Source organism: Chromobacterium sp. HL1 (assembly GCF_057418835.1).
Map to the genome: position 1 here is coordinate 1,381,896 of NZ_CP162399.1, position 25,713 is coordinate 1,407,608.

Annotated in this window: 26 protein-coding genes; 6 read left to right on the forward strand and 20 right to left on the reverse strand. The window is 67.8% G+C overall.

Features of this window, described 5'->3' with window-relative positions; all coding sequences use genetic code 11:
• Positions 1-4 precede the first annotated feature (4 nt).
• Positions 5-736 carry an aspartate/glutamate racemase family protein gene (locus tag AB1Z25_RS06460; RefSeq protein WP_486636848.1) on the forward strand — a complete coding sequence of 244 codons (732 nt, stop codon included), beginning with the start codon at positions 5-7 and terminating at the stop codon, positions 734-736.
• A gap of 61 nt (positions 737-797) precedes the next feature.
• Here the strand turns inward: AB1Z25_RS06460 and AB1Z25_RS06465 are convergent, their stop codons facing one another.
• The 3 genes from AB1Z25_RS06465 to AB1Z25_RS06475 form a co-directional block, all read right to left on the reverse strand.
• A complete protein-coding gene (locus AB1Z25_RS06465; RefSeq protein ID WP_486636849.1) occupies positions 798-1,550 on the reverse strand; it encodes a hypothetical protein in 753 nt (250 codons plus the stop codon).
• A gap of 14 nt (positions 1,551-1,564) precedes the next feature.
• Positions 1,565-1,927, reverse strand: a complete 363-nt coding sequence (locus tag AB1Z25_RS06470) for a 5-carboxymethyl-2-hydroxymuconate Delta-isomerase (RefSeq protein WP_235089461.1) — start codon at positions 1,925-1,927, stop codon at positions 1,565-1,567.
• A gap of 143 nt (positions 1,928-2,070) precedes the next feature.
• On the reverse strand, positions 2,071-2,289 hold the full coding sequence (locus AB1Z25_RS06475; RefSeq protein WP_107800286.1) for a hypothetical protein: 219 nt from the start codon (positions 2,287-2,289) through the stop codon (positions 2,071-2,073).
• Between the two features lie 314 nt (positions 2,290-2,603).
• On the opposite strand from AB1Z25_RS06475, the gene AB1Z25_RS06480 reads away from it, so the two are divergent.
• The 3 genes from AB1Z25_RS06480 to AB1Z25_RS06490 are packed head-to-tail and all read left to right on the forward strand — an operon-like array spanning position 2,604 to position 4,730.
• A complete protein-coding gene (locus AB1Z25_RS06480; protein WP_107800285.1) occupies positions 2,604-3,263 on the forward strand; it encodes a helix-turn-helix domain-containing protein in 660 nt (219 codons plus the stop codon).
• Between the two features lie 4 nt (positions 3,264-3,267).
• Positions 3,268-3,987 (forward strand): VUT family protein, encoded by a 720-nt coding sequence (locus tag AB1Z25_RS06485; RefSeq protein ID WP_199225913.1) that lies wholly within the window; start codon positions 3,268-3,270, stop codon positions 3,985-3,987.
• Positions 3,984-4,730 carry a metallophosphoesterase gene (locus tag AB1Z25_RS06490; RefSeq protein WP_107800284.1) on the forward strand — a complete coding sequence of 249 codons (747 nt, stop codon included), beginning with the start codon at positions 3,984-3,986 and terminating at the stop codon, positions 4,728-4,730. Before AB1Z25_RS06485 ends, AB1Z25_RS06490 begins: the two co-directional genes overlap by 4 nt.
• Positions 4,731-4,782: 52 nt before the next feature.
• Here the strand turns inward: AB1Z25_RS06490 and AB1Z25_RS06495 are convergent, their stop codons facing one another.
• From AB1Z25_RS06495 to AB1Z25_RS06525, 7 genes are all read right to left on the reverse strand, one after another.
• The gene (locus AB1Z25_RS06495; protein ID WP_235089455.1) at positions 4,783-5,325 is read right to left on the reverse strand and encodes a hypothetical protein; all 543 of its coding nucleotides are present in this window, start codon (positions 5,323-5,325) and stop codon (positions 4,783-4,785) included.
• A gap of 91 nt (positions 5,326-5,416) precedes the next feature.
• Positions 5,417-6,328 (reverse strand): AraC family transcriptional regulator, encoded by a 912-nt coding sequence (locus AB1Z25_RS06500; protein ID WP_486636850.1) that lies wholly within the window; start codon positions 6,326-6,328, stop codon positions 5,417-5,419.
• A 79-nt stretch (positions 6,329-6,407) separates the two neighbouring features.
• Positions 6,408-6,917 (reverse strand): GNAT family N-acetyltransferase, encoded by a 510-nt coding sequence (locus AB1Z25_RS06505; RefSeq protein ID WP_486636851.1) that lies wholly within the window; start codon positions 6,915-6,917, stop codon positions 6,408-6,410.
• Position 6,918: 1 nt separating this feature from the next.
• Positions 6,919-7,482, reverse strand: a complete 564-nt coding sequence (locus AB1Z25_RS06510; protein ID WP_107800280.1) for a putative glycolipid-binding domain-containing protein — start codon at positions 7,480-7,482, stop codon at positions 6,919-6,921.
• Positions 7,483-7,567: 85 nt separating this feature from the next.
• Positions 7,568-8,758 (reverse strand): MFS transporter, encoded by a 1,191-nt coding sequence (locus AB1Z25_RS06515; RefSeq protein WP_107800279.1) that lies wholly within the window; start codon positions 8,756-8,758, stop codon positions 7,568-7,570.
• A gap of 31 nt (positions 8,759-8,789) precedes the next feature.
• A complete protein-coding gene (chrA, locus tag AB1Z25_RS06520) occupies positions 8,790-10,136 on the reverse strand; it encodes a chromate efflux transporter (RefSeq protein ID WP_486636852.1) in 1,347 nt (448 codons plus the stop codon).
• 2 nt (positions 10,137-10,138) lie between these two features.
• A complete protein-coding gene (locus AB1Z25_RS06525) occupies positions 10,139-11,068 on the reverse strand; it encodes a chromate resistance protein ChrB domain-containing protein (RefSeq protein WP_486636853.1) in 930 nt (309 codons plus the stop codon).
• Between the two features lie 143 nt (positions 11,069-11,211).
• Here AB1Z25_RS06525 and AB1Z25_RS06530 point away from each other — a divergent pair, with 143 nt between their 5' ends.
• The gene (locus tag AB1Z25_RS06530) at positions 11,212-11,652 is read left to right on the forward strand and encodes an anti-virulence regulator CigR family protein (RefSeq protein WP_486636854.1); all 441 of its coding nucleotides are present in this window, start codon (positions 11,212-11,214) and stop codon (positions 11,650-11,652) included.
• Between the two features lie 10 nt (positions 11,653-11,662).
• Here the strand turns inward: AB1Z25_RS06530 and AB1Z25_RS06535 are convergent, their stop codons facing one another.
• Together AB1Z25_RS06535 and AB1Z25_RS06540 are read right to left on the reverse strand one after the other, a co-directional pair.
• The gene (locus tag AB1Z25_RS06535) at positions 11,663-12,127 is read right to left on the reverse strand and encodes a GNAT family N-acetyltransferase (protein WP_227107575.1); all 465 of its coding nucleotides are present in this window, start codon (positions 12,125-12,127) and stop codon (positions 11,663-11,665) included.
• Positions 12,120-13,229 (reverse strand): methyl-accepting chemotaxis protein, encoded by a 1,110-nt coding sequence (locus tag AB1Z25_RS06540; RefSeq protein ID WP_305883544.1) that lies wholly within the window; start codon positions 13,227-13,229, stop codon positions 12,120-12,122. The genes AB1Z25_RS06535 and AB1Z25_RS06540 overlap by 8 nt, the downstream gene beginning before the upstream one ends.
• Positions 13,230-13,449: 220 nt before the next feature.
• Here AB1Z25_RS06540 and AB1Z25_RS06545 point away from each other — a divergent pair, with 220 nt between their 5' ends.
• Entirely contained in the window at positions 13,450-14,238 is a 789-nt protein-coding gene (locus tag AB1Z25_RS06545; protein WP_107800274.1) for a DinB family protein, read from the forward strand.
• A gap of 136 nt (positions 14,239-14,374) precedes the next feature.
• On the opposite strand, the gene AB1Z25_RS06550 is transcribed toward AB1Z25_RS06545, so the two are convergent.
• The 8 genes from AB1Z25_RS06550 to AB1Z25_RS06585 form a co-directional block, all read right to left on the reverse strand.
• On the reverse strand, positions 14,375-15,142 hold the full coding sequence (locus AB1Z25_RS06550; RefSeq protein ID WP_227107578.1) for a type 2 periplasmic-binding domain-containing protein: 768 nt from the start codon (positions 15,140-15,142) through the stop codon (positions 14,375-14,377).
• A gap of 84 nt (positions 15,143-15,226) precedes the next feature.
• Positions 15,227-17,923 carry a nitrate reductase gene (locus tag AB1Z25_RS06555; protein ID WP_486636855.1) on the reverse strand — a complete coding sequence of 899 codons (2,697 nt, stop codon included), beginning with the start codon at positions 17,921-17,923 and terminating at the stop codon, positions 15,227-15,229.
• Between the two features lie 16 nt (positions 17,924-17,939).
• On the reverse strand, positions 17,940-18,269 hold the full coding sequence (nirD, locus tag AB1Z25_RS06560) for a nitrite reductase small subunit NirD (RefSeq protein ID WP_048409167.1): 330 nt from the start codon (positions 18,267-18,269) through the stop codon (positions 17,940-17,942).
• A 7-nt stretch (positions 18,270-18,276) separates the two neighbouring features.
• Positions 18,277-20,709, reverse strand: coding sequence for a nitrite reductase large subunit NirB (nirB, locus tag AB1Z25_RS06565; RefSeq protein WP_486636856.1), 2,433 nt, complete (start codon positions 20,707-20,709; stop codon positions 18,277-18,279).
• Positions 20,710-20,728: 19 nt separating this feature from the next.
• Complete coding sequence (locus tag AB1Z25_RS06570; RefSeq protein WP_048409169.1) at positions 20,729-21,931, reverse strand: MFS transporter; 1,203 nt, start codon at positions 21,929-21,931, stop codon at positions 20,729-20,731.
• A gap of 302 nt (positions 21,932-22,233) precedes the next feature.
• Positions 22,234-23,331: a CmpA/NrtA family ABC transporter substrate-binding protein gene (locus AB1Z25_RS06575; protein WP_486636857.1), complete on the reverse strand. Its 1,098-nt coding sequence runs from the start codon at positions 23,329-23,331 to the stop codon at positions 22,234-22,236.
• A 16-nt stretch (positions 23,332-23,347) separates the two neighbouring features.
• Positions 23,348-23,938: an ANTAR domain-containing response regulator gene (locus AB1Z25_RS06580; RefSeq protein ID WP_107800268.1), complete on the reverse strand. Its 591-nt coding sequence runs from the start codon at positions 23,936-23,938 to the stop codon at positions 23,348-23,350.
• A 330-nt stretch (positions 23,939-24,268) separates the two neighbouring features.
• Positions 24,269-25,591, reverse strand: a complete 1,323-nt coding sequence (locus tag AB1Z25_RS06585) for a glycoside hydrolase family 19 protein (RefSeq protein ID WP_486636858.1) — start codon at positions 25,589-25,591, stop codon at positions 24,269-24,271.
• Positions 25,592-25,713 lie beyond the last annotated feature (122 nt).

Sequence of the window (25,713 nt, forward strand, 5' to 3'; positions counted from 1 at the left end):
GCTCATGAAGATTTGCGTGATTAATCCTAATACGACCGCGGATATGACCGAGCGTATCCGTTTGGCGGCGGTGCGGGCGGCCAGGCCTGACACTTTGATTGTGGCCAGGAATCCAGAGGATGGACCGGTGTCGATCGAGTCGCATTTCGACGAGGCGGTCAGTGTGATCGGGGTGTGCGAGGAGATCAGGGAGGGCACGCGGCAAGGCTACGACGCTTACGTGCTGGCCTGTTTTGGCGATCCCGGCTTGAACGCGGCGCGGGAACTGGCGCGCGCTCCGGTGGTGGGGATCGCGCAGGCCGCTTTTCAGATGGCGTCCTTGATCGCCACGCGTTTTTCGGTGGTCACCACATTGGGCCGAACGTGCGTGATCGCCGAGCATTTATTGCATAGCTACGGCTATGCCCATCTTTGCCGGCGGGTGCGCGCCGCCGAGGTGCCGGTGCTGGATCTGGAGCGAGAGCCCGATATCGCTTACCGGCTCATCGTCGAGGAGGCGCGCAGGGCCCGAGACGAGGATGGCGTCGGCGCCATTGTGCTGGGGTGCGCCGGGATGGCGGATCTGGCTCCCCGTATCGGAGATGCGATCGGCCTGCCGGTTGTGGAAGGGGTGGGCGCGGCGGTGGCGTTGGCGGAGTCGCTCGTCGCCCTGGGTCTGCGGACCAGCAAGACGGGCGACCTGGCATTCCCTCCGCCAAAGCATTTTTCCGGGCGCTTCGCCGCTTTTTCGCAATAGCGCGCGGGCTCCAATGAAAACAGGGCGGCTTTGGCCGCCCTGTTGGTTTGGCGCGTCGGTTTCAGTCCGGCAGGTTCAGCGCCGCCGCGCCCTTGGCGTCGAACCAGGCCACGCCGCTGCCCAGCATCGCCTGGCCGTTGCGCACGAACAGATTGTGCGCCATCGGCTGCTTCAGCTGTTCCAGATAGGCGGGAGTGAAAATGGCGCTCCACTCGCTTTGCAGCTGGCGGGCATTGGCGATCTGGCGGCTGCCGCCCTTGTGGTTGATCCGGAGCGGAAAGTGCACGTAGCGGCTGGCCTGCTGGGCTTCGCCGGCCAAAGCGGCGCGCTGGAAGCCTTGGACTTTGGCTTCGAAGGCGGCGTCGCTTTCTTCGGTGACGTCCTGATACCAGCGGCCTTCGGAGGCCGGCGCCATGTCGCCCATGGTCAGCGCCACCGGCAGGGTCTTGGCCTTCAGCGTCCAGTCGCCGTCCAGGCCCACGCTGTTGTCGAAGCTCAGCGGCTGGCCGTCGGCGCTGCCGTTGCCTTTGAAGCGCAGCTTGAACACGCCGCCGCCCGGTTCGCTGAGTTGCAGGATCTCGCCTTGCAGCTTGCCGCGCAGCGGGATGTCCTTCAGATAGCGGCCGTAGAAGTAGTGGCCGCCGCTGAAGGTTTTGCCGTCCTTCACCAGCAGGCTCATGCCTATGCGTTCCTGTCCCAGCGTGCCTTCCAGATTGACGCGGTCGATGTCGTCGGCGGCGTGGGCGGCGCCGGCCAGGCCGGCGAGCAGGGCGGCGGCCATCAGGCCGCGGGATGCGAGTTTGAGCGCGGTCATGGGATGTTTCTCCGTTAACGGGCGATGAGGCGTTTGCGGTAGCTGGCGCGGTCTATTTCCTGGATTTCCACGCACAATTGCACTTCCATGCCCGGCGGCAGCGCCGCGCTGTCGGCCAGCGCCTGCAGGCTCAGTTCGGACAGACGCTGTTTTTCCTCGGGGCTGCGCCCGCTGAGTATGGCCAGTTTGGCGTGGACGAAGCCGCGCGGCAGATCGTGGACGCCGATGCGGCAGGCGTCCAGCGCCACGGCGCGGCTCTTGATGTCGGCTTCTTCGAAGTGGCCGCTGGCCAGCAGCGCGCGGTTGATGTCCAGCAGCGCGTCCGCGGCGGCGAAGCCGGCCAGATTGCCGCTGTACTCCAGTGTCAGATGGGGCATGTGTGAGCCTGTGGTGTTGCGCCGCCTTCCGTGTGCGCCGGGAGGGCGATGGAATGGTTGCGCGGCGGTCGATACGCCATTGTATTGCAACGGCTCAGTGTACCCAAGCCCGGGACGGGAGAACAGGGGCGCGCCCGGCGCGATCAGGGCTTTTTCGCGGTCCGGATCAGGCTTTGGATGTCTTCGGGCTGGATGATCTCGTGTTCCAGGCTGCGGCTGATCAGCTCCAGCAAATAGGTTTTCTTGAATACCGGGGAGCCTTCCCATTCGCTGCCCGGCTGTCCAAGCACGCTGGACTGGGTAATGATGGCGGGTTCGCCGTCAATCACGTCCAGCGCGAATTCATCTTCTGAAATTCTCATTTAAGCGCTTTCCTCTGCATTGCTTCGTGGCGGGCTTTTGCGTCGCGTTGATTGTTCTTATTAATATTTTTCTTCTTTTAAATTTATGGTTTGCGAGTATCTTGCACCTGCCTCGAATGATATAGTGTTGCAAAATTATTATATTGTCTTTTTGTTTAAAAGAGTAGTGACGGAATTACAAAAGATAGTCTGATAAAAACAATATCGTTTGATGCTTGCGCCGGGTTTGGCGCTTGCGTTTAAAATGGGCGTGCATGTTTGGACGTGAAATTAAAAATGGAATCGAAACGGATTCGACTTGCATGGAGGGCTGAATGAGCAGGGCGGTGTGGAAAGAAGAGGCCGAGAATGGCGCTTTGTTGAGCAAGGCGTCGAAAAACCTGACGTGTCTGATGGGGCGCGCCGGCGTCGACGCCGCGCAATTAAGCGAGGCGATAGGCCTGGGCGTGGCGACGATCAACAATATCAAGCGCGGCGTGGGCAATCCCACCTTGCTGACCTTGATGGAGCTGGCCCGGTTTTTCGATGTCAGGCTCAGCGATTTCGTGGAGAGCGATCTGGGGCGCGAGGCCGGCGACAGCCCCGCGGCCATGGCGGTGCCCTTGATCAAATTCACCGAACTGACCCTGTTTTTTGACGGAATGATTATCGAGCCGGAACGGTATTTTGTGGATGCCGCCGGTTTCGACGCCGCGGACGCGTTTGCGGTGTTGTTGAACAATGATTCGCTGTTTCCCGGTTTTTCCCAGGGCAGCGTTTTCATCGTGGCCCGGCAGGAGCGCCCGGCGGACGGCGATGTGGTCTTGGTCAGCATGGCCGGCCAGCAGCCTTGTTTCCGGCGGGTGTTCATCGACGGCGAGCATTGTCTGTTTTCAAGCATTTCCTTGATGCACGATTTGCAGCCTTTGGTGTGCCGGGATTTCAAGGTGCTTGGCGTGGCGGTCAAGGCGATTAAGACTTTTAGCGCAGGATGAAGGTGTGGAACAGTTCAGAGTTTACGGATTGATTGTGGGTTTGTCGGTGACCATCATGGTGGTCTGCGATTCGCTGGTGTACAAGACGCTGGATATTTACGGCTTGAAGATCACCGCCAGCGGCATCGTGTTTTCGCTTTGCTATCTATTGTCCACGGTGTCCACCGAGGTGTACGGCTATAAGTTGGGCGGACGCACGGTGTGGATTCTGGTGGCGTGCCAGACCTTTTTCGTTCTGATCATCAATGGCTTCGCCTTGCTGCAGCCGGATAATAACGAGATTTCCAAGCAGTACTACCTCTTGTTCAACGAATTTTGGCGGGTGATGGTGGGCACCTGGATCTCGGTGCCGGCCTCTTATTTTTGCAATGGCTTCGTCGTGTCGCGGATGAAGGTTTTTTTCGCCGGCCGCTTCTTTTTCATCCGCTATGTGATCGCGTCCATGCTGGCCCAGGCGGTGCTGCTGACCACGGCCTATCCCATCAGCCTGTCGTCGCGCTATAGCGGGCAGGAACTGCTCAACATCATCGCCACCACCTGGTCTTACAAGGTGTTCGTTTCCATCGCCTTGCTGCCGGTGGGCTATTACCTGGTGGGCGTGGTGAAGCGGATAGAAAAGACCGATTACTTCGACTGGAACGTGTCCTACAACCCCCTGGCGGTGTTCAAGGAGGACGGCGAAGACGTCAAGAGAAACAAATACGCGATGGAGGAAGGACGATGAGGGCCGCGCAGATATCCGACACGCATCTGTTCGCCGAGGCCGGCGGGCAGTTGATGGGCTACGACACTTACCGCGAGTTCGACCGGGTGCTGAGCCAGCTGGAGCGGCGGCATGCGGCGGAGCTGGACGCCGTTCTGGTCACCGGGGACATTTCTCAGGATGAGAGCGCGGCTTCCTATGAGCGCTTCGCGCAGCGGCTGGAAAGAACGGGCCTGCCGGTGTACTGGCTGGCCGGCAATCACGACGCCGCGTCCTTGGCGGCCGAGGTGCTGGGCCGCTACCCTTTCATGCGGCCGCTGGAGCGCCTGGAAACGGCGGACTGGCTGTTGCTGGCGCTGGATTCGGTGCGGCCGGGCACGGACGACGGCCATATCGACGAGCGCGCCGCCGCCGCCTTCCGGCAACGGCTTGCCGGGGCGGATGCCGCCGGCAAGCGCTGCGCCGTGCTGTTGCATCATCATCCGGCGGCGGTGGGCACGCCGCTACTGGACAGCTGCATGTTGCAGGACACGGAGCGGTTTTGGGAATTGATGGCGGAGACGCCGCGCTTGCAAGTGCTGTTGTGCGGCCACGCGCATGGGGATTACCGGCTGGAGGCGCGCGGCGTGGCGCTGGAAGTCTGTCCGGCCAGCTGTTTTCAGTGGCGCAAGGGCACGGCGGCGCTGGACACCGTGGACGCGCGCGGCTACAAGCTGCTGGAGTTCGACGCGGCCGGCTTCCGCAGCCAGACCGTGATGATTTAGCGCCTGTTTTCAACGCGGTATCGCCGACGCGCAGCAGACTATGAACAGGCTCTTAGCGCGGCCGGGCCCGCCGGAGCGCCAGCACCTTGCCCGAGCCGTCCGCCGCCGGCGTGTCCTGGCGGCGGGCTTCCGCCGCCGCGCGGCTGATGTGGCCGGAGACGGCGCGGCCTTTCTGAAAACCGGTGGCGTAGGCGATCTTGCAGACTTCCTGCGGGGCCAGGTCGGCGAAATAATCGATGTTTCGACAGATGCTTTCGCCGGAAAAGGTTTCGCTATTGCCGTGCAGATGAATCCGGTATTGATTGCCGCGCAGTTCTTCCTCCACCTTGCAGCGCTTTTCTTCTTCTTTCCTATGGTTTTCCAATAGCGCGATTTTTATCAGGTCTCGCGGCCGGATGGCGGACAGGAGCTGATTGCTGGCCAGGATGTCCGCGTGGGACAGCTTGACGAAGTCGTGGCTGCCGTAAAGCTTGAACAGGTAGAGATATTCCTTGGAGTTCTTCTTGAGCATTCTGTCGCACAATACCAATTGGTAGGGCGGATTGAATACGCTGATGATCCATTTTTTTATTCGAGTCAGAAAACGAGCGCGCATCGTGCATTACCCCTGCATTTAACGCGCTCTAGTTTACCCAAAGCCGACAAAAGGCGCTTGAGGGAATGTTTTTGGAATATCCTGATCCTTATTATTTTAACGGCGCGGCGGATCCGATTTTCGGCGCAGGCGTTTGCAGCGGCAGAAACAAATCGCAGACGGCTTCGTTTTCCGCCACGTCCGGATAGAAACGCACGCGCTGGAGAAACAGCGGGTCATCGCGCGGGGTTTCGCCGCTGGCGGGCAGCCATTCCGCGTACAGGCGGCGCGCGAGGGCGGCCAGCGCGTCGTCGGAGCCGATGTGGCGCAGCCGGGCGCAGCGTCCGGCGGGAATCAGCGCGGCGCGCACCCCTTGGCGGTTGGCGGCGATGTCGCCGTCGAAAGCGGCGCAGAGGCCGAAGCGGTAGTCCGCCGGCGCGCAGTCGTCCGGATCGGCGTACAGCAGGTTGTAGGTGGTGGCGGCGCTGGGCGGCAGGCGGTGTTCCCGCCGCCAGGCGATGAAGTCGCGCAGGCTGTCTCCCAAGAGCGCGGGGTCGCCGCGGTGTTCCAGCAGGGCGATCGGGGTGGCGGGGAAGTCGACGATGTCGACGGCGAGCGGGATTTGGCGGGATGGCATGGAACGGCTCCTCAGTTGGGACAGGGCGTGGAAGTGCTGATGCCAAGGCCGCCAGCGCGGCCGCCGCCTAAAGGCGGACGGCGTCTGGCCCGTCGCCTGCCGGAAAGCGCGGGCAAAGGCTTCCGGGCTGCGGTAGCCGCTGTCCAGCGCGATGTCCAGCACGGCGCAGCGGCGGAAGGCCAGCCGTTCTCCGGCGCGGCGCAGCCGGCAGAGCCGCACGTATTGATGCAGGCTGAGGCCGAAGCGGGCGCGGAACAGGCGGTGGAAATGGAAGCGCGAGCAGGCGGTCACCCGGCTGAGCCGTTCCAGGCTCAGGTCGGCGTCCAGATGGGCGTCGATATAGGCCAGCGCCTTGTCCAGGCGCGGGCTGGCGGTGTCGTGCTGCATGCTTTCCTCCTTGGCGCCGCCAGTCTAGCGCGGCCGCGCCGCCGCGCGCCTGACCGATCTTGCGGTGTTGTCGGACACCTTAAAGCAGCGGTTTCTGCATCGCCACGCGCCGCCTGAGGCCGTGCTCGGCCTCGGCGCGCAACAGGGCCAGCAGGAAGGGCGGGCTGTCGGCGGGGTTTAGGGTCAGGAAACCGCGTTTGTGGTAGTAGGGCGCGTTCCAGGCCAGGTGTTCGAAGGTGGTCAGCGTCAGCCGGCGCAGGCCCTGCCGGCGCGCGGCGGTTTCCGCGTGCGCGATCAGCGCCGAGCCCAGGCCCCGGCCCTGATGCTTGGGGCAGACGTCCATTTCCTGCAGGTGCAGGCTGTCGTCGTGGCGGCGCGCCAACAGGAAGCCGTGCACGCCGTCGGCGTCGGCCGCCGCCCACAAGAGGCCGGCGGCGCAGGCGGCGGCCAGTTCGTCGCGGGGCAGCGTGTCGCCGGCCAGCGCCGGCGGCAGGTCTTGCGGGTTGAAGCGGGCGGCGGCGGCGCGTTCGATTTCGGCCAGCCGGGCAAAGTCTGCCGGCGCGGCCGGACGGATGCGCGGGGCGTTCATGTCAGCGCGCCTCCCGCCACAGGCCCTGGTAGTCGCGCGGCAGGCCGTCCGGGGTGAGGCTGAGTTCGGCCTGGAACGCGCCTTGTCGCGATTCGTAGCGGTAGCCGATCTCGGACAGGCGGGTGTAGCGCTGCGGCAGCGGCGCCAGGGTCAGCGCCGGGAACTGCAGCCAGGCGGCGTTCAGTTCCAGCGCCGCGCCGATCTCAAGCCGGCCGCGGCGGATGGGCAGCAGATTGGTGGCCGGGGTGAAGGCCAGGTCGATGTCGACGCAGCCCTGCACTTGCGGCTGTTCCGCGCCGTTGAGCCGCCAGCGGCCTTCGGCGTCGGTTTCCAGCCGCAGGGCGATGGCTTCCGCGCCGCGGTAGCCGTTCACCTCGACGCGACGGGTGCTCCAGTCCGGCGCGCAGTCCACCTGGTAATGCAGCAGGCAGTTGACGCCGTCTTCGACGAAGACGGCGCAGCCCTTGAGGCGCGGGCCTTGCTCGCTCTGTTCAAGCGCCGCGTAGTCGTGGCCGGAGGCGTCCAGCCGTTGCCAGACGATGGAGGAGACGAAGGTGTGGGACATGCGGCGGCCTTGCTGTTTTTATGATGGCGTATTTCACCGCATTGTCCTGTTGCTTGTCCATGGCGGGCATTGCCCGATCCGGTGTTTATGCGGCCTGGCCGGCCAGCCGCCGTTCCCGGCTATGCCACAGCAAGGTGGCCGCCAGCGCCAGCGCGGCCAAGGCACCGCCGGCGACGAAGGTGCTGGCGCTGCCGTGGCGGTCCCACATCCAGCCGGCCAGCACGCTGGCCAGCAGCAGGCACAGGCCGCTGACCAGATTGAACAGGCCGAAGGCGGTGCCCTTCATGTCGGCCGGCGTTTCCTCCGCCACCAGCGTGGCCAGCAGGCCCTGGGTGAAGCCCAGGTGCAGCCCCCACAGGGCGATGCCGGCCAGCGTGACGGCGACGGAGCCGGACAGCGCCAGCGTGACGTCGGCCAGGATCAGGATCAGCAGGCCTGTCGCCAGCAGCGCGCTCTTGCTGCAGCGGTCGGCCAGCACCCCCACCGGATAGGCGGTGAGCGCGAAGACCAGGCTCATCACCACCATCACCAGCGGCAGCCAGCTCAGCGGCAGGCCGTGGCGCTGCGCCAGCAGCACCAGAAAGGCCTCGCTGAAGCGGGCCAGGGTGAACAGCGCGCCGATGGCGACGATCCACCAGTAGCGGCCGGAGAAGCGGCGCAGCAGCGCCAGGCGCAGCGGCGAGCGGAAGGGCTTGCGTTCGCCGCCGTCCGGCTCGCGCACGCCGGCCGCCAGCAGCAGCACCGCCAGCAAGGCCGGCAGGCAGGCCCACCACAGCACTTGCTGGATGTCGTCCGCCAGCCAGAACATCAGCGCGATGCCCAGCAGCGGGCCGGCGAAGGCGCCGACGGTGTCCATGGACTGGCGCAGGCCGAAACAGGCGCCGCGGATGGCCGGCGGCGCGACTTCGGCCACCAGCGCGTCGCGCGGCGCGCCGCGTATGCCCTTGCCCACGCGGTCCATCAGCCGCGCGGCCAGCACGGTTTCGGCGCTGTGAGCCAGCGGGAACAGCGGCTTGCTCAGCGCCGCCAGGCCGTAGCCCAGCAAGAGCAGGCCTTTGCGGCGGCCCCAGTAGTCGCTGATGGCGCCGGAGAACACGCGCAGGATCAGCGCGGTGGCCTGGGCCAGGCCTTCGATGACGCCCAGGGTCAGCGCGCTGACGCCCAGGGTGGAGACCAGGAAGACCGGCAGCAGCGCGTGGATGATCTCGGAGGACATGTCCATGCACAGGCTGACCAGGCCCAGGGCCCAGATGGTGGCGGGGATGCGGGGCTGCATGCGGGAGGCCTTTCTCGATGGGGGAATGCGTTCACGGCAGGCGCCACAGGCTGAGCAGCAGGCCGGCCAGCGCCGCGCCGGCTATCACCGGCATCGCCTTGACTTGTTTTTTCAGCAGCGCCCAGGCCGCCAGCGCGGCGATGGCGGCGGCGGCCCCGTCCACGCCGCCGCGCCAGCCTTGCGGCCACAGCACATGCCAGCCGAAGAACAGGGCGAGGTTGGCGATCACCCCGACCACGGCGGCGGTGACGGCGGTCAGCGGCGCGGTCAGGCGGATCTCGCCATGGCTGTGTTCGATCAGCGGGCCGCCGGCCAGGATGAAGACGAAGGAGGGCAGGAAGGTGAACCAGGTGACCAGCGCCGCGGCCAGCGCGCCGGCCAGGAACAGGTGCTCCGGGCCCAGCAAGGCTTTGGCGTAGCCGCCGACGAAGCCGACGAAGGCCACCACCATGATCAGCGGCCCCGGCGTGGTTTCGCCCAGCGCCAGGCCGTCCAGCATCTGGCCGGCGCTCAGCCAGCCGTAATGCGCCACCGCGCCCTGGTAGACATAGGGCAGCACCGCGTAGGCGCCGCCGAAGGTCAGCAGCGCGGCCTTGGTGAAGAACCAGCCCATCTGGGTGAAGCCGCCGTGCCAGCCGTAGGCGGCTGTCAGCAGCGCCATCGGCAAGGACCACAGCAGCAGGCCGGCCAGCGCCGCGCGGCCCAGCCGTAGCCAGGAGAAGCGGGCGTGCGCCGGCGGCGGGGTGTGATCGTCGATCAGCGCCGGCCCGTAATGCGCGTCCGCGCCGCCGTGGCCGCCGGCCTGGAACCAGCGCGGCCGCAGCCGGCCGGCCAGCGCGCCGATCAAGGCCGCCGCCAGCACGATCAGCGGGAAGGGGGTTTGCCACAGCGCGATGGCGCACAGCGAGGCCAGCGCCACGCCCCACCGCCAGGGCCGTTTCAGCGTGCGCGTGCCGATGCGCCAGGCCGCCTGGGCCACGATGGCGACCACCGCGGGCTTGATGCCGTAGAACAGGCCGGCGATCCAGGCCAGGTGGCCGTAGGCGATATAGAGCCAGGACAGCAGCACCAGCAGGAAGAAGGACGGCAGCACGAACAGCGCGCCGGCGGCGACGCCGCCCCAGCCGCGGTGCAGCAGCCAGCCGATATAGGTGGCCAGTTGCTGCGCTTCCGGCCCGGGCAGCAGCATGCAGTAATTCAGGGCGTGCAGGAAGCGGCGTTCGGAAATCCAGCGCCGGCGCTCCACCAGCTCCTGATGCATGATGGCGATCTGGCCGGCCGGGCCGCCGAAGCTGATCAGGCCCAGCTTGAGCCAGAAACGGAGCGCTTGCCGGAAGCCGACGGGGGCGGGCGCGGCGTTGCGGGGGCTGGGCGGCATGATCAGCTCTCCTTGGCGAACTGTTGGTAGAGCCCGTCCCAGATATGGGCGGCGGCGCTCAGCAATTGGTCGTCGTCGCTCAGCGCGGCGCGCAAGCCGGCCAGCACGGTTTCCACGCCGCTGGCTTCCGGCGGCGCCGCGCCGCCCACGTCCAGATAATGGACCAGCTCGGCCAGCCTTCGCAGCGGGGGCGCGTCCAGACCGAAGCTGGCCAGCAGCACCTCGAAGCTGACCTTGTCGCCGACATGGGTGAAGGCGGCGCCGTCGAAATCGAAGCCCAGCGCCTCCGGCGGGCAGTCGCCGGGCGCGGCCAGCCACAGGATGCGCGCCTGCGGGTCGATGAAGCGGCGGATCAGCCAGGCCGAGGCCAGCCGGTCCACCCAGGGGCGGCGGCGGGTGGCCCAGGTCCGGCCTTGGTGCTCGGCCACGGCGCGGCGCGGAATCTGCATGTCCAGACTATGGGGCTCGCCCGGCGACAATTGCAGCTGGATGGCGGTTTCCAGCTGTTGCAGCGCGGCCTGCGCCTGTTGCTGGCCGGTGCCGGGGAAGAAATCGATGGCGGCGACGCCGGCCAGGGTCTTGCTCAGCCGCCGCCATTGTTTCAGCCGCTCGGCGGCGTTGTCGGGGTCCAGCCCGCTCAGTTGTTCCTGGATGTCCTGCCGCAGCTGCTGATAGTCGGCGTCGCGCTGGAACAGCGGCGGAAAATCGCTGCCGTCCAGCGGCCGGCAGGCCAGCAGCCGCGCGACGCCGCCGTGTTGTTGGATGTCGGAGGCGATGGCCTCCAATTGTTGCAGCCGGGCGTTGCTGCCGGGCAACAGGTAGGCGCCGTCGCGCAGCGCGGCGGAGCCGCAGGCTTTCAAGGCGCGCCAGGCGCGCATGCGCGCGGTGGCGTTTTCGGTGGGCAAAGAAGTGATCAGCAGCAGCCAGTCCATGATGCGCTCCATTTTTTTGTAGCGTATTCTACAATTATGTAGCGATCAATATATTTTGTCGGGCGCGAGATAACGTTGGACTCAAGCTTGGCCGGCGCGTGGTCGATAATCTAAATCGGGCTCAACAGAGACGGGAGACGAAGATGAAGCGATGGAAACAATGGTCTGTGTGCTTGTTGGCGGCGGCGCTGGCGGCGCCGGCGCTGGCCAATCCGCCGGAAGGCAAGGGCCAGGGTCATGGCCAGGGGCAGGGCAAGCACAAGGATAAAGACAAGGACAGGGAAGTGTCGCCGGAGCGGTCGGACCGGGATTTGGTGGCGGCGGGCATCAGCGTCGCCGCCGCGCGGCGCCTGGCGCTGGATTCCGGGGTGACCGGCTATAAATCCTTGCCGCCGGGCATGCGCAAGCGCCTGGCGCGCGGCAAGCCGCTGCCGCCCGGCATCGCCAAGCAGGTCTTGCCGGCGCCCTTGCTGAGCCAGCTGCCGCGCCACCCCGGTTACGAGTGGCGGGCGGTGGGCGCGGACCTGGTGCTGGTGGCGGCCAGCGGTTTGATCGCGGATATCTTGCTGGACGTGCTGCGCTGATCCGGCCGGCTTACAAGATTTGGCGGTAGATCACCGCGTCCGCCAGCTCCGCCACCTGGTCGTACAGGCGGCGCGCGACGAGGTTGTCGCCGGCGGTGCGCCAGTACAGCATGGCGGCGCCGTCGTCGCGCGCCCGTTCCGCGGCGGCTAGCAGCAGCGCGCGGGCGACGCCGCCGCCCCGCGCCGCCGGCGCAACGTATAGATCCTGCAGATAGGCGCTGTCCTGGATCTGGATGGTGCTGCGGTGGTAGAGCAGGTGAGCGATGCCCAGCAGCGCGCCGTCGGCGACCGCGGCCAGCCCGCGCACCGGCTCCTCCGGCGCGAGCAGGCGGCGCCAGGTTTCCCGGTCCACCTCCTCGGGCAGGGCGCTGACGCCGACGCGGCCGTAGAAGGCGTTGTAGTCGCGCCATAAGGGCAGCCAGCCGGCGTGATCGCCGGCTTGCAGCGGGCGGATGGAGAAGACGGCCTCAGCCATGGCGCGCTTCCGTTTCGCCGGCGCCGGCCATGTGTTCCAGCCCGGCCAGCACTTGCAGGCTGGCGGCTTCCATCATCGCGACATGTTCCACCGCGGCCCGGCTGTCGCCGTCGGCGTGGGCGCGCAAGGCGTCCAGCGCCGCGGTGTGCACCTTGGCGTGCGGCGCTTCGATTTCGCGGAAGCCGGGCAGGTGGGAGAAGCCGGCGCGGCCTTCGCCTTCGTAATACCACTTGCCGAAGCGGCAGTGCTGATGCGAGCCGAAGTGGCCGATGTCCTCGTCCGACAGGCCGAACATCACCTGGTAGACGCGGAATTTGTAGATCAGGTGGTCCATCTTGGCCAGTTCGCAGAAACCGCGCAGCGCGGAGGCGGCGATGCTGCCTTCCATGCTGGTGGACATGTCCAGCAATTGCTTCATGGTGCCGGCGGCGGCCTCGCCGTCCTGGCTGAAACCGGCGGCTTGTTCCGCCAATTGCTCCATCTGGCTGCGGCTGCCGGCGCTGTCGCCGCGGATCTGCTCCACCAGCTTGGCGATGTCGGCGGTGGCGGTGGCGGTGCGTTCGGCCAGCTTGCGCACTTCGTCGGCCACCACGGCGAAGCCGCGGCCTTGCTCGCCGGCGCGCGCCGCTTCGATGGCGGCGTTCAGGGCCAAGAGATTGGTCTGGTCGGCGATGTCGCGGATCAATTGCACGATGCCGCCCACCTCCTGGGCGCGGGCGTCCAGTTCCCCTACTTTTTCCGCCGCGCCCTGCGAGGCGCCGGCCAGTTTGGACAGATCGGCGGCGATCTGGTCTATGGATTGGCGGCTGCGCAGCGAAATGCCCTGAGCGGCGACGGCGCGGTCTTTTTCCCGGCTCATCACGCTGGAGAGGGTGGCCAGCGACTGCTGGGTGTCGGTCATCGATTGGGCGAAGGCGGAGAGGTTGGCGATCAGTCCGTTCAGTTCCTGAACTTTGGCCTGACTGGCGGCCAGCTGGCGTTCGGCTTCATCGGCGCGGCTGCGGGTGTGTTGCAGCTCCTGGCGCATTCGCTCCGCCTCCTGGCTGAGTTGCAAGCGCTCCGCCTGCTCGCGCGCGGCCTTGTCCTTGTTCCGGAACCACATTCCATTCTCCTCTTGAAGCCGGACCGGCACAGGCAGGCGTGGCTTGCGCTTGCATGTCGCCGGGTGATTTTAAATAAACGTTTAGCATTATCCGAATGCCGTCATGAATCTGCAATCATTTGTCTTGTTTAAGTTTGATTAATTATGACAAAAATCAGACTTGACGCTTGTTGCGCCGTTTACTAAGGTATCATTTTGATACGTTAAATAAGGGGCCCTTATGCACTCCCGTTTTGATGTCTTTCGCGAACAGGCGTTGGGCCGCCAGTTGGAGGCTTTGATCGACACGCCGCAGCGTTATGTGGAATACGCGGCCTTGTCGCGCGCCGAAGTGCCGGCGATTGCGGCCATCGTCCACGATGTGCGCCAGCTGTTTCCGGAAGTGGAGGCGGACGCCAGCGCGCGCCAGTTTTGCGGCGCGATGGTGGCGGAGGTGATGCGCCGCCATTATCACGAGGTGTTGCGGCCGCGCGGCCGGGTACCGGGCGGTTATTTCACTTACGGGGTGGTGTGGACGCCTCGGCCGCAACAGTTGGATTGGGAGCAGCGGCTGGAGGCGCTGCGGGCGATGCCGGCCCAGTTGGCGGCGGCGCTGCGCGTGATTCCGGCCGCGGACTGGCGGCGGCGGCCGGACGGCATCGATTTTGCCGCGGTGGAGCATGCCTGCCATCTGCGCGATCTGGACCGGATTTTCTGCCAAAGGGTGGCAAGGGTATTGACCGAGGACATGCCGGATATTCCGTCGGTAGACGGCACTGAAATGTCGCGCGAACTGGCTTATCTGGAGCAGGACGGCTCAGCGGCCCTGGACGATTTCCTGGCCGGGCGGCGGCATTTGCTGACAGCGCTGGCCGGCGCCGAAGCGGCCCAGCGCGGGCGGCTATGCCTGTTTGGCGGCGAGCGGCGGATGAGTCTGGAGGATTTGGCCGAGGACATGCTGCAGCACGACCGCGCCCATTTGCTGGAGGTGGAGGAGCTGACGGCGGAGTTGGGCGGCGAGCCGGTTTGAGCGCCGGCCCGGCTCAGAGTCGGTTGACGATCTGCTGCGCGTCGGCGATACGGCGTTGAGAACGGCCCTTGTACACTCCGCTGCTTCCGCCGCAAGGCCTGGTCTCGCCTTGGCTCGCGAGATGGTAAACGCCCTCTCAGGGTTGTTGGTACCAGGGGCGGCGCAGCAGCGCGGGCAGCAGGGTTTCGCGCAGTTTGCCTATCTGCTGCCACAGGCAGCGCGCCAGGGCCGGATTGTCCCGGTGCCAGCGCTTGCCCAACACCAGATAGTAGTCCTTGCGCGACAGCGGCGGCTGCAGGCGGACGATGCCGGCCTGCGGGTGGTCTTCCAGATAGCGGTCGCCGATGTGGTTCTGCGTGGCGTAGGCGGCGATGTGGCGCGCCAGCAGTTTGCGGAAGTTCATCTCGGTGTCTTTGGCGGCCTCCACCTGGGCGCCCTTGGCGCGCAGATCGTCGGCGATGGACCAGCCGGCGTTGACGCCGATGGCGCCCAGCGCCGGCAGGTTCTTGCCGTTCCAGGCCGGCGGCGCGTTTTTCAGCGCGTACAAGGAGTAGGCCAGCGTGGTCAGCCGGTAGCGCGGGTCGGGTTCCTCGCCCTGCATCGGGTAATCGAAATAGGCTTCGCGTTCTTTGTTGTGGGAGAACATGAAGGCAGCGTCATGCTGATCGTGCTGCATCTCGGTGAGCAGGCGCTTGCCCGGCAGCCGCGACAGCTTAAGCGCGATCCGGCAGCCCTTGGCCGCCGCCTGCGCCATTTCCACCACCGCGCCGGGGTGGGGCGGCATTTGATCGCCTTCGCCGCTCATATACGGGTCCGAGGCCACCGCGCCGTAAACCATGTCCAGCGTCGCCGCCGCCGCCGGCTGCGCGGCCAGCGCCGCGATCAGCAGTCCTATCTGTTTCAAGCCCAATCCACGCATCCATCGCTATCGCCTGCGCAGAGGGTAACAGCGCCGGACTCCCTTAGCATAGAGTTCCGCGCCGGGGTTTCAATATTCCCGTTCCGCCTGTCGCGCCAGCATGCGTTTCAGTTCCGGCAGACAGGAGCCGCAAACGCCGCCGCAACCCAGCCGCGCCTTGAGTCCGGCCAGGTCCGCGCCGTCGGCGATGGCCGCCTGGATGCGCTCGGCGTCCACTTGCAGGCAGTTGCAGACGATGCGCGCGGCGGCGGCGGGCGCGGCCGCGGCGCCGGGAACCAGCGCGCTGAGCCGGCTGCCGGGCCAGGGCCGGCCGCTTTGCATCGCGGCCAGCAGCCGCGCGCCGTCGTCCTGGCCGCCGGCGAAGACGTAGGCCCAGGGCGCGTCGTCGCGCCAGGCGATGCGTTGTTCCAGGCCGCGGCGCGCGTCGCTGAAGGTTTGCAGCTGCGGGCCGCCGTCCAGGTCCAGCAGCCAAGTCAGCTCGGCCAGCCAGTCCGGCCGCGGCTGGGCGTGGGCGGCGTTCAGCACCAGGATGTCCGGCGGGCGCAGGCTGAGCGCGGCGTAGCCGCAGCCGGCCAGCAAGGGCTGCAGCCGCGCGCGCAGCGCCGGCAGGTCCGGGTGGCGGCTGGCGGCGCGCACCCGCCACGGCAGTTCGGCGCGTTCCACCCGCACCGCGGCGTGCTTGAGTTCGGGCTGGAACGATTGCGGGTCCACCGCCGGCGAGCAGGCCTGGTTGACGCCGCCGCTGTCCAGATGCTGGCCGCTCCAGTGCATGGCGGCGAACACGCTGCCGCCCGGCAGTTCCTCGCAAAGCGCCAGCGGCAGCACCAGGCCGCCGCGCCGGCTTTCCACCCTGACCAGTTCGCCGGCCTGTAGGCCGCGGCGGGCGGCGTCGGCCGGGTGCATGTCCAGCGTCGGTTCCGGCGCGTGGGAGAACAGCCGCGCCACCCGGCCGCTGCGGCTCATGCCGTGCCATTGGTCGCGCAGCCGGCCGGTGAGCAGGCGGAAGGGGTAATGGGCGTTGACCGCGTCCGCCGGCGGCCGGTAGGGCGTGGCGTGGAACAGCGCGCGGCCGTTGGCGGTGGCAAAGCGGCCGTCCTCGTAACGCCGAGCCTGGCCGGCGGCCGCGCCGGCCGGGAACGGCCATTGCTGCGGGCCGTCCCGCTCCAGCCGCGCGTGGCTGAGGCCGCTGAGATCCAGATCGCAGCCGGCGGTCAGCGCCGCGTGTTCGGCGAACACCGCCGCCGGTTCGCTGTGTTCGAACAGGCTGGGCGCGTCCGGGTAGAGCAGCCGTTCCAGCCGGCGGCCCACTTCGGCGGCGATCCAGCCGTCGGCGCGCGCCTCGCCCGGCGGCGGCACGGCGGCGCGCACCCGGCTGATGCGGCGTTCGGAGTTGGTGACCGTGCCTTCTTTTTCGCCCCAGCTGGCGGCGGGCAGCAGCGCGTCGGCGCAGGCGGCGGTGTCGGTGTCGGCGTAGGCGTCCTGGACGATGACGAATTCGGCCTGGGCCAGCGCCTGGCGCGCTTGCTCCAGGTCCGGCAAGGAGTGGGCGGGATTGGTGCAGACTATCCACACCGCCTTGACCCGGCCGGCCTTGAGCGCGTCGAACAGCGCGATGGCCGGCAGGCCGGGGCGGTCGGAGAGCCGCTCCGGCGGCACGCCCCAGTGGGCGGCCACTTCGGCGCGGTGTTGCGGGTTGGCGATATCGCGGTGGGCGGCCAGCATGGTGGCCATGCCGCCCACTTCGCGGCCGCCCATGGCGTTGGGCTGGCCGGTCAGCGAGAAGGGGCCGGCGCCGGGGCGGCCGATCTGGCCGGCGGCCAGATGCAGATTGATCAGCGCCAGGTTTTTGGCGGTGCCATGGCTGGACTGGTTCAAGCCCATGCAGTACAGCGACAGGCTGGCCGGGCTGCGGCCGAACCATTCGGCGGCGGTGGTCAGGTCGGCTTCGGCGATGCCGCACAGGCCGGCGGCCTGGCGCGGCGAATAGTCGCGCAGCAGGCGCTTGAGCGCGTCGAAGCCCTCGGTGTGGGCGGCGATGTAGCTCTCGTCTATCAGCCCTTCCCAGATCAGGTGGTGCAGCATGCCGTTGAACAGCGCCACGTCGCTGCCGGGCTGGATCTGCAAATGCAGGTCCGCCAGCGCCGCGGTGTCGGTGCGGCGCGGGTCCACCACGATCCACTTGCGGTCCGGCCGCGCCGCCTTGGCCGCCTCCAGCCGGCGGAACAGCACCGGGTGGGCGTAGGCCGTATTGCTGCCGGCCAGCAGCACGCAATCGGCCAGGTCCAGGTCCTGGTAGCAGGTGGGCGGGCCGTCGGCGCCCAGCGCCAGCTTGTAGCCGCTGACGGCGCTGGACATGCACAGCCGGGAGTTGGTGTCGATATTGTTGCTGCCGATCAGGCCCTTGGTCAGCTTGTTGAACAGATAGTAGTCCTCGGTCAGCAGCTGGCCGGAGGCGTAGACCGCCACCGCGTCCGGCCCGTGGCGGCGGATGACGCCGGCCAGCCGCTCGGCCACGGTGTCCAGCGCGCTGTCCCAGTCCACGCGCCGGCGCGCGGCGTCGCGGGTCAGCCGCAGTTCGGGGTGCAGCGCGCGGCCGGACAGGCTGGCGCAGCTGTCCGCCAGCGCCAGGCCCTTGGTGCACAGCCGGCCGTGGTTGGCCGGGTGGGCCGGATCGCCTTCCACGCCGGTGACGCGCGCGCCGTCGCTGTGGATCAGCACGCCGCAGCCGACGCCGCAGTAACAGCAGGTGGAGGGGGTGGTGGTCATGGCGCGGTCCCCGGGTTCACAGTTGCAGGTAGACGTCGCCGTCCCGCAGGCTGACCGGGAAGCGTCGCGCGCAGCCGCGGTCAGGCGCCTGGGCTTCGCCGTCGTCCAGATTGAGGGTCCAGCCGTGCAGCGGGCAGGTGACCGCCGCGCCGTGCACCAGGCCCTGGCTCAGCGGGCCGCCCTTGTGCGGGCAGCGGTCCAAGAGCGCGAACACTTGCTGCGGCTGCGGCCGGAACAGGGCGATGTCGCCGTCGTCGCGCGCCAGCACGCGGCTGCCCAGCAGCGGGATGTCGTCCAGCGCGCAGATGCGCAGCCAGCGGGAGGAGGGGGGCGGGGTGGGTTCCATGGCGGCCTCAGGCGATGACTTTCAAGGGGATGTATTCCTGGCGCTGCGCGCCGGCGATGCGGGCGGCCCAGGGGTCGGGCAGGCCTTCCAGCGCGAACAGCAGCCGCTGGTACAAGGCCTGGCGGTTGGCGGCGTCGTCCACCACCCGCGCCTTGACGTAATCCAGGCCGACGCGGGCGATGTAGCGGACGGTGCGGTCCAGGTAATAGCCCTCCTCGCGGTAGAGCTGCAGGAAGGCGCCGCTGTATTCCTTCACTTCCTCGGCGGTCTTCAGCTTGCACAGGAATTGCGCCACCTCGGTCTTGATGCCGCCGTTGCCGCCCACGTACAGCTCCCAGCCGGAGTCCACCGCGATCACGCCCACGTCCTTGATGCCGGCTTCGGCGCAGTTGCGCGGGCAGCCGGACACCGCCAGCTTGACCTTGTGCGGCGCCCACATATTGGCCAGCATGGTTTCCAGGTCTATGCCCATCTGGGTGCTGTTCTGGGTGCCGAAGCGGCAGAATTCGCTGCCGACGCAGGTTTTCACGGTGCGGATGGATTTGCCGTAGGCGTGGCCGGATTGCATGCCCAGGTCTTTCCAGACATCGATCAGGTCTTCCTTGCGGATGCCCAGCAGGTCGATGCGCTGGCCGCCGGTGACCTTGAGCATGGGCACCCGGTATTTGTCGGCCACGTCGGCGATGCGGCGCAGCTCGGCGGCGTTGGTGACGCCGCCCTTCATCTGCGGGATCACCGAGAAGGTGCCATCCTTCTGGATATTGGCGTGCACCCGCTCGTTGACGAAGCGGCTTTGCGGATCGTCCACCGCCTCGCGCGGCCAGGTGGACAGTAGGTAGTAGTTGATCGCCGGGCGGCAGCTGGCGCAGCCGTTGGGGGTGCGCCATTCCAGGAAGTGGTAGACCGCGGCGTGGTCCAGCAGGCGGTGGTCGCGGATGGCCTTGCGCACCTCGGCGTGGCTGTGATCGGTGCAGCCGCAGACGGCCTTGGTCTTGGGCGCTTCCTGGAAGCTGGAGCCCACGGTGTTCATCAGGATCTGTTCCACCAGGCCGCTGCAGGAGCCGCAGGAGCTGCCGGCCTTGGTGCATTGCTTGACCTCGTCCAGGGTGAACAGGCCGTTTTCCTTGATCGCCTTGACGATGGCGCCCTTGCTGACGCCGTTGCAGCCGCAGACTTCGTCGCCGTCCCGCATGCCGGCGGCGCGGCTCTGGCCTTGGACGCCGACGTCGCCGATGGCGGTTTCGCCGAAGATCAGCCGCTCGCGCAGATCGCCTATCGCGCGCTGTTCGCGCAGCAGCTTGAAGTACCAGGCGCCGTCGGCGGTGTCGCCGTACAGGCAGACGCCGATCAGCTTGTCCTCGCGCAGCACCAGTTTCTTGTACAAGCCGCCGGCCGGGTCGGACAGCACGATCTCTTCGCAATCGCCGCCGCCGATGAAGTCGCCGGCGGAGAACAGATCGATGCCGGTGACCTTGAGCTTGGTGGCCATCACCGAGCCCTGGTAGCGGCTGCTGCCCAGCTGGGCCAGATGGTTGGCGCAGACCTTGGCCTGTTCGAACAGCGGCGCCACCAGTCCGTAGCAGACGCCGCGGTGGCTGACGCATTCGCCCACCGCGTAGATGCGCGGGTCGAAGGTCTGCAGCGCGTCGCTGACCACCACGCCGCGCTCGCAGTGCAGGCCGGCGCCGGCGGCCAGCGCGATATTGGGGCGGATGCCCACCGCCATCACCACCAGCTTGGCTTCCAGGGTTTCGCCGTCGGCGAGCCGCGCCGCCGCCACCGCGCCATGGCCGTCGTCCAGCAGCGCGGCGGTCTGGCGGCCCAGCAGGAAGCGCAGGCCGCGCGCTTCCAGCGAGGCCTGCAGCAACTGGGCGGCCGCGGGGTCCAGTTGTCTTTCCAGCAGCCAGTCCGCCAGGTGGACCACGGTGACGTCCATGCCGCGCTGCTTCAGGCCGTAGGCGGCTTCCAGGCCGAGCAGGCCGCCGCCTATCACCACCGCCCGGCCGCCGCCGGCGCTGGCCGCCAGCATGGCTTCGGTGTCGCGGATGTCGCGGTAGCCGATGACGCCGGTGAGATCGCGGCCCGGCAGCGGCAGCATCACCGGCAGCGAGCCGGTGGCGAGCAGCAGCCTGTCGTAAGGGGCGACGCTGCCGTCGTCGGCGCGCACCAGGCGGCGCGCGCGGTCCAGCTCCACCACGGTCTTGCCGGTGTAAAGGCTGATGCCGCGTTCGGCGTACCAGGCGCGCGGATTGAGCACGATGTCGTCGAAGGTCTGTTCGCCGGCCAGCACCGGCGACAGCTGGATGCGGTTGTAATTGGGGTGCGGCTCGGCGCCGAACACGGTGATGTCGTACAGGTCCGGTGCCAGCGTCAGCAGCTCTTCCACGGTGCGGATGCCGGCCATGCCGTTGCCGACCACCACGAGTTTGGGTTTGGTCATGATGGATGTCCTCGCGGGTTCAGAGCCGGGCGCTGGCGAGAGACCAGCCGGCGCGCCAGCGCTGGCGCAGCCCGGCCAGGCCGGCCCAGCCGGCCAAGGCCAGCGCGGCGTACAGCCACAGTCCGATGGCGTAGCCGCCGCTGGCCTGCTTGATCACGCCCAGGCCGGCCGCCAGCAGGAAGCCGCCGACGCCGCCGGCCATGCCGATCAGGCCGGTGACCGCGCCGATCTCGCCGCCGAAGCGCTGCGGCACCAGCTGGAACACCGCGCCGTTGCCGGCGCCGAGGCAGAGCATGGCCAGCACGAACAGCAGCAGCGCGCCGCCGGCGCCGCCCGCTTCCAGGCCGGCGGCGAACAGCAGCGCCGCCACCGCCAGGTAGACGGCCAGCAGCGAGCGGGTGCCGCCGACGCGGTCCGCCAGCACGCCGCCCAGCGGCCGCATCATCGAGCCGGCGAACACGCAGGCGGCGGTATAGAGCCCGGCGGTCTTGGCGTCGAAGCCGAACTGGTCGTGGAAATAGCCGGGCAGCGCGCTGGCGAAGCCGGCGAAACCGCCGAAGGTGATGGCGTAGAACAGCATCAGCCACCAGGCGTCGCGCTGAGCCAGCACCGCCAGATAATCGGCCCAGCGCTTGGGCGGCGGCGCGCCCGGCGCGTCCTTGGCCAGCCGGGCGAACAGCAGCAGCGCCAGCAGCAGCGGCAGACAGGCGAGGCCGAACACGTTCTGCCAGCCGAACTGCAGCGCCAGCGCCGGCGCGAACAGCGCCGCCAGCACGGTGCCGGAGTTGCCGGCGCCGGCGATGCCCAGCGCCGTGCCCTGATGCGCCGGCGGATACCAGCGCGAGGCCAGCGGCAGCGCCACGGCGAAGGAGGCACCGGCCACGCCGAGGAACAGGCCCAGCAGCAGCGCGCCGCCCAGGCTGGAGAGGCCGACGCGCCAGGCGGCGAGCAAGGCGGCGATGACGACGATCTGGGCGATCAGCCCGGTGCGCTTGGCGCCGATGCGGTCCGCCAGCATGCCGACGGCCAGCCGCAGCAGCGCGCCGGCCAGGATGGGAGTGGCCACCATCAGCGCGCGTTCTTGGGTGTCCAGGTCCAGCGCGGCGGCGATGGGCACCTGCAGCGGGCCCAGCAGATACCAGACCATGAAGCTGAGGTCGAAGTAGAGAAAGGCGGACAGCAAGGTGGGCTTGTGCCCGGTGTGCCAGAAAGAACGGTCCATGCGAAACTCCTGTGCCGCGAGCGGCCGGGGGCCGGCCAAAATAAAAACGGCGTTCGCTCCTCGGTGATAGCAGGAGCGGACGCCGTTGTCCGTTGCCGTCCCGGCCGCCATTGGCCGGACAAGCATTTGGGGTGGGCGGGGCACGTCTTTGTGCCAGGCCCGGCTTGACTTATGCAAACGCCGTGCCAGCCTCCGCGCGCCGGAAATCCGGGTTTCGCGTGGATTCGCGGCGGGAAGCCGCACCGCGCTGGTGCGAAAATAGCCGGCCGCGCACTGAGTTTGTGCGTTGCAACATGCGAGGCTTAATCAAGCAGACGCTCCGTCGCCGGGTAGCGCGGCCGTCCGTCCCACTCCACGCCGTCGCACAGCCGGCTGCGGCGCTGCGGCCGGGCCGGCGCGGGCAGGCCCAGCGCGTCCGCCGCCTGCCGGTAAAGCCGGCTCTGGCTCACCGCGGCGGCCACGGCCTGCGCGTCCTCGTCGCCGCGCAGCCAGCCCCAGCGCCGGAACTGGTCGATGAACCAGACGCCGTCGGACGGATAGGGATAGTTGACCCGGCCCTGGTCGAAGAAGCGCAGCGCCGACGCGCCGGCGGCGGCCGAGGGCAGGGTGGCGGCGATCAGCGTTTCCGGCAGGGCGATATGCTCCGGCCGCGCCAGCCAGCGCGCCGCCTGGCGGCGGTTTTCGCCGTGCTCCAGCCAGCGGCAGGCCTCCAGCAGCGCCATGATCAGCGCGGCGGCGGCGGCCGGTTCTTCTTGCGCGAAACCACGGCGGCAGAGCAGGGCTTTTTCCGGGTGGCCGGGCCAGATCTCGCCGCTGGCGACGGCGATGCGGCCGGCCTGGCGCGCCGCCGCCTGCTGGTGCCAGGGCTCGCCGGCGCAAAAACCGTCCAGCTGGCCGGCTTCCAGCGCCGCGCCCATCTGCTGCGGCGGAATCACCACCAGGCGCGCGTCGCGCAGCGGGTCCAGGCCTTGCGCCGCCAGCCAGTAATTGAGCCATAGCGCGTGGGTGCCGGCGGGAAAGGTGTGGGCCAGCGTCAGCGGCGCGCCGCCCTGGCGGACGCGGCGCGGCAAGGCCTGCTGCGGCGCCGCGGCCAGAGCGTCGGCCAACGGGTGGCTGAGGGTGATGGCCTGGCCGTTCTGGTTCAGCGTCATCAGCAGCGCCATGTCCGCTTGCGGGCCGGCCAGGCCCAGCTGCATGCCGTAGGCCAGACCGTACAGCGCCGCGGCGGCGTGCAGGCGGCCGTCCAGCAGCTTGTCGCGCACCGCGCTCCACGAAGGCTGGCGCAGCAATTCCAGTTCCAGGCCGTGGCGGCGGTCCAGGCCGAGCTGGCGCGCGACGATCAGCGGCGCGCTGTCGGTCAGCGGCAAATAGCCCAGGCGCAGGCGGTGGGGGACGGTCATGGGATTTCCTCGCGGCTCAGCCTAGCAGTTCGGCGGCCTGGATCAGTTGTCGGGCGAGATCGGCGACGCGCAGGCCCTCGCGCATCGCCTGCCGGCGCAGCGCCTGGTAGGCGTCGTTTTCGCTGAGCCGGCGCTTGTCCATCAGAATGCCCTTGGCGCGCTCGATCAGCTTGCGTTCGGCCAGCTGCTGTTCCGCCGCCGCCAGCCGCTGTCGCAGCCGGGCGTCCTCGGCGAAGCGGGCGCGGGCCAGGTCGATGATGGGCGCCAGCCGCGCCGCGTCGGCCTGGTCCACCACATAGGCCGCCACGCCGGCGTGGACGGCGGCTTCTATGGTGGGCAGGTCGCCCTGGTCGGCGAACATCACCACCGGGTGCGGCGCGATCTCGCCCAGCAGCGCCAGTTGTTCCAGGGTGTCGCGCGACGGGGATTCGGTGTCCACGATCACCACGTCCGGCCGCAGCCGCTCCACCGCCTGCAGCAGCGCGGCGGCGCCGTCCACCTCGGCGACGACGGCGTAGCCGGCGCGCGCCAGCGCCTGGCGCAGCGAGGCGATGGTTTTGGCGTGGTCGTTGACCAGCAGCAGGCGCAGCGGCGGAGGCGTGGACATTGCGGCACCGGGGAGAAGGGACGGCTTGGCTGAAGCAAGCGCCGTGCCCAAGGGAACTCTTGACGCGATTTTTAGCGAGGATGCGGCCGGATTGACGCGGCGTTTAGCCGCGATGTCTTAGAGTGGCTAACAAAAATCAGTTTTACGGCTGAGGCAAGGCGTGCCGACGCAGGCAGTACTTGAGTACGACAAGTCGGCGCAACGCAGCATCAGGGGTTTGTTAGCCGCTCTTATCGTGGAGCGGAGACAAGGCCAATGGACAGGAGGTGAAACACGGGTGAACAACAGTCGTTGGCGAGGCCGGCCCCGCGCGAGCGGAGCCGGCCGATTTCATTTGAGTTTGACGTTCCAGTTGTCCTCGACGCAGCGCTGGTAGTTGCCGGCTTGCAGCGCGCTGTACGGGGTCTGGTAGTTCACCAGCTGGCATTTGTAGTCATTGCCCCATTTCCAGTCCTTTTCCCAATAGATGTTGTAGGCGGCGGAGCTGGCGGCGCTGAAGCGCTGCATATTGGCGCAGGACAGCTGCTCGTTGCCGTAGTCCCAGCCCAGGTCCTTGGCGAACTGGCGGTAGTAATCGATGCGGTTCTGCGCCGCCTGGCGCTCGGTGCCGCCGCCGCACTCGGCGTTGATGATCTGGATGGTGGTGGCGAAGTTGTTGCCGGCGCCGGCGGCCTTGTCCGCGGCGTTGGGCACCCAAGTGCCGTCCAGCACATGCAGCATCGACGGCTTGGGCGGCTGCGGGAAGACGAAGAAGAAGGTGGCCGAGCTCAGGTTGAGCCAGGTGGAGGCCACCAGGTCCGGGTTCTTCAGCAGCACGGATTGGTCGCCGTCGTGCATGGCTTGGGAGAAGGGGCCGTAGTTGTAGTTGTAGGACAGCTGCTTGGCGCCGCGGCCGAAGTACTTTTTCCAGCTGCCGTCGGCGTTCTTGCCGCAGGTCCACACCTTGTTGAACACCGGATCGGCGCATTCGGTGTTGTAGCCGCAGCCGGGGCCGGTTTCGGCGCAGCCCATTTCGCGCAGGTATTTCAGGCCTTGCCGCCATTCCGGCACCGTGTCGCTGCGGTTGTGGTCGCCGGTTTCCTGAGCGAAGTGGGCGAACATGGTGGCCAGGCTGTGGCGGCAGATGGCGTCGCCGTCGCGGCCGTCGCCGTAGTCGTCGCAGATGGCGGGGAACTTGGCGATGGCCTGCAAGAAGCGCTGGTAGCTGTAGCTGGCGTCGCGGCGCGAGAAGTAATACTCCCACTTGCTCGCCGGCAGCAGGCGCTCCACCCGGCGCACGTTCAGCGGGTTGGCGGCGCGGCCGGGGGTCACCTGTTCCACCTGAGCGTTGGGCAGGGTGCGGATCGAGGCTTTGACGTTGCGGAAGAAGGGGGTGTCGGTCAGGGTGGCCTCGTATTGCAGCGCTTGCTGCAGCGTGGGCGGCTGAGGCTGGCCCGGTTCGGCCAAAGCCGTGGCCTGGGCCGCCGCCGGCGTCCAGCTGCCTCTGGGATTGGCGGCCGGCGTTTCAGCGCGGGTGCGCCATTTGGCCTGCCAATCCTGACCTTGCCATTGGACTTGCTGTCCGGCCTGATAGACGGCGCCGGCGTTCCAGGGCGCGGCCAAAACGGACTGGCAGGCCAGGCTCAGCAGCAGGGCGGTGAAGGGTTTGCGCATGTTGGCTCCTGTTGTCGGGCTGCCGGCGCGGGGGACGCCGCGCGAAATCATCGCAGCCGTTTATGGGGGCCTCGACACACCCGCTGCGCGGTCCGATGGCCTCGCTCAGTCACAGGCTTCTG